1 protein-coding gene is annotated in these 1,503 nt (G+C 52.6%); it reads right to left on the reverse strand.

Features of this window, described 5'->3' with window-relative positions; translation table 11 throughout:
* Positions 1–54 precede the first annotated feature (54 nt).
* Positions 55–1,421 (reverse strand): IS3 family transposase gene (locus WFP70_RS26435; protein ID WP_337024896.1). Its coding sequence is split into 2 segments (ribosomal slippage): positions 55–926 and positions 926–1,421, totalling 1,368 coding nucleotides; the frame shifts between segments, so codons are not numbered across the junction.
* Positions 1,422–1,503 lie beyond the last annotated feature (82 nt).

The raw sequence follows: 1,503 nt of genomic DNA on the forward strand, positions 1-1,503 counted from the left end.
TTCGTCTGCCTGACGGAACGGCGGGGGATGAACTGAACCCCTTAACCTGGACTCTTAAGTCAGCTCATTGTGATTGTGGGTCCGGTACGCCACCGGACTCAGTCCGCCAAGCCCCATCTTTATCCGCTTGTTGTTCCAGAAGTCTATGTACCCACTGACAGCAGCACTCAGTTCGTTAATACTTCCGAACGTTTTCAGATAGAACATCTCTGTTTTCAGGTGCCCAAAGAAGTTCTCTATTACTGCGTTATCCAGGCAGTTACCCTTCCGGGACATACTTTGCTGTATTCCTCTTTCTGCAAGCTGCAGCCGGTAGCCCTGTCGCTGATAATGCCACCCCTGGTCACTGTGTAGCAGCACGTGGCTCCGGCTGCTCAGTCGACTGAACGCTTTTTTCAGCATGCCGTCTATCAGCGGCACCCCCGCCCTCCGGGAGCCTTCCCATGCCACTATTTCATCGTTGTACAGGTCCATTATGACTGACAGGTAATACTTATCCTCTCCAACGCGGAACTCCGTCACGTCTGTCACCCATTTCTCTTCCGGCGCTGATGCAATGAAATTTCTCTGCAGCAGGTTAGCCACCACCTGGCAGGCATCGCCACGGAAGGAACAATATTTCTTCCGCCTCACCGGACACTCCAGCGAAAGCGCTTTCATCAGCTTAAGGATGGTTTTTCCACTGTGCCTGTGGCCACATTGCCTGAGAAGCTCGTTAAGCCTCCGGTAGCCATAAAGGCTCCGGTGTTCACTGAACAACTGGACCATCAGCGCCTTAACCTCAGCATATTTATCAGGTATCTGCAGGTGAGCCAGATGGTAAAAGAAGGTGCTCCGGGCCAGCTGCGCTGCTTTCAGCAGCACCGTCAGACGATGCTGTGCACGCAGCAGGTTTACCGCCGCTGCTTTTTCAGCGACTCCAGCCGCTTTTTTTCAAGCAGTATCCCCTGCAGCGTCTTCAGGTAGTCATTTTCCGCCCGCAGATACTCGAGCTCCTTCAGCAGTTCTTCAGGCGTTTTGTCATCTGTTTTACGAGGTTTGTCTGGATTAACTGGCATAGATACGCTCCGCTCCGGCTGTGTCGGACAAAAGGCACTGTACCCTTCAAGTCTGAACCGTCTGAGCCAGTTATCAACGGTGGTGTGAGAAGATATACCAAAGCGTGCCGCGAGCCTTGCAGATGTCTCAGGATGGTTGAGGGCATAGGTGACGACCTCCTGTTTGAACTCCGGTGAATAAAGCAGGGAGCGGGAGCGGGGACGCAGTGCTTCTTCACCGTGGTGAAGGTAAAGCTGTATCCAGCGAATCGTGTGCGTCCTCGAAACCCCGAAATGCTGCGCTGTTCCACCCTGACCAGCATGACCGTCGAGAAAGTAACGTACGACCTTTAACTTGAACTGAAATGAATATTTTGGCTTCACGATTAATCCCCATTATGTCGGTTTAAAGTCCAACATTTTGGGTTCAGTTCAGGGATGGCACATCCCTGTGCCGCCCCGCCTT

Origin of the sequence: Pantoea sp. USMM079, from assembly GCF_037153115.1 — a bacterium.
Taxonomy (GTDB): Bacteria; Pseudomonadota; Gammaproteobacteria; order Enterobacterales; family Enterobacteriaceae; genus Pantoea; species Pantoea communis.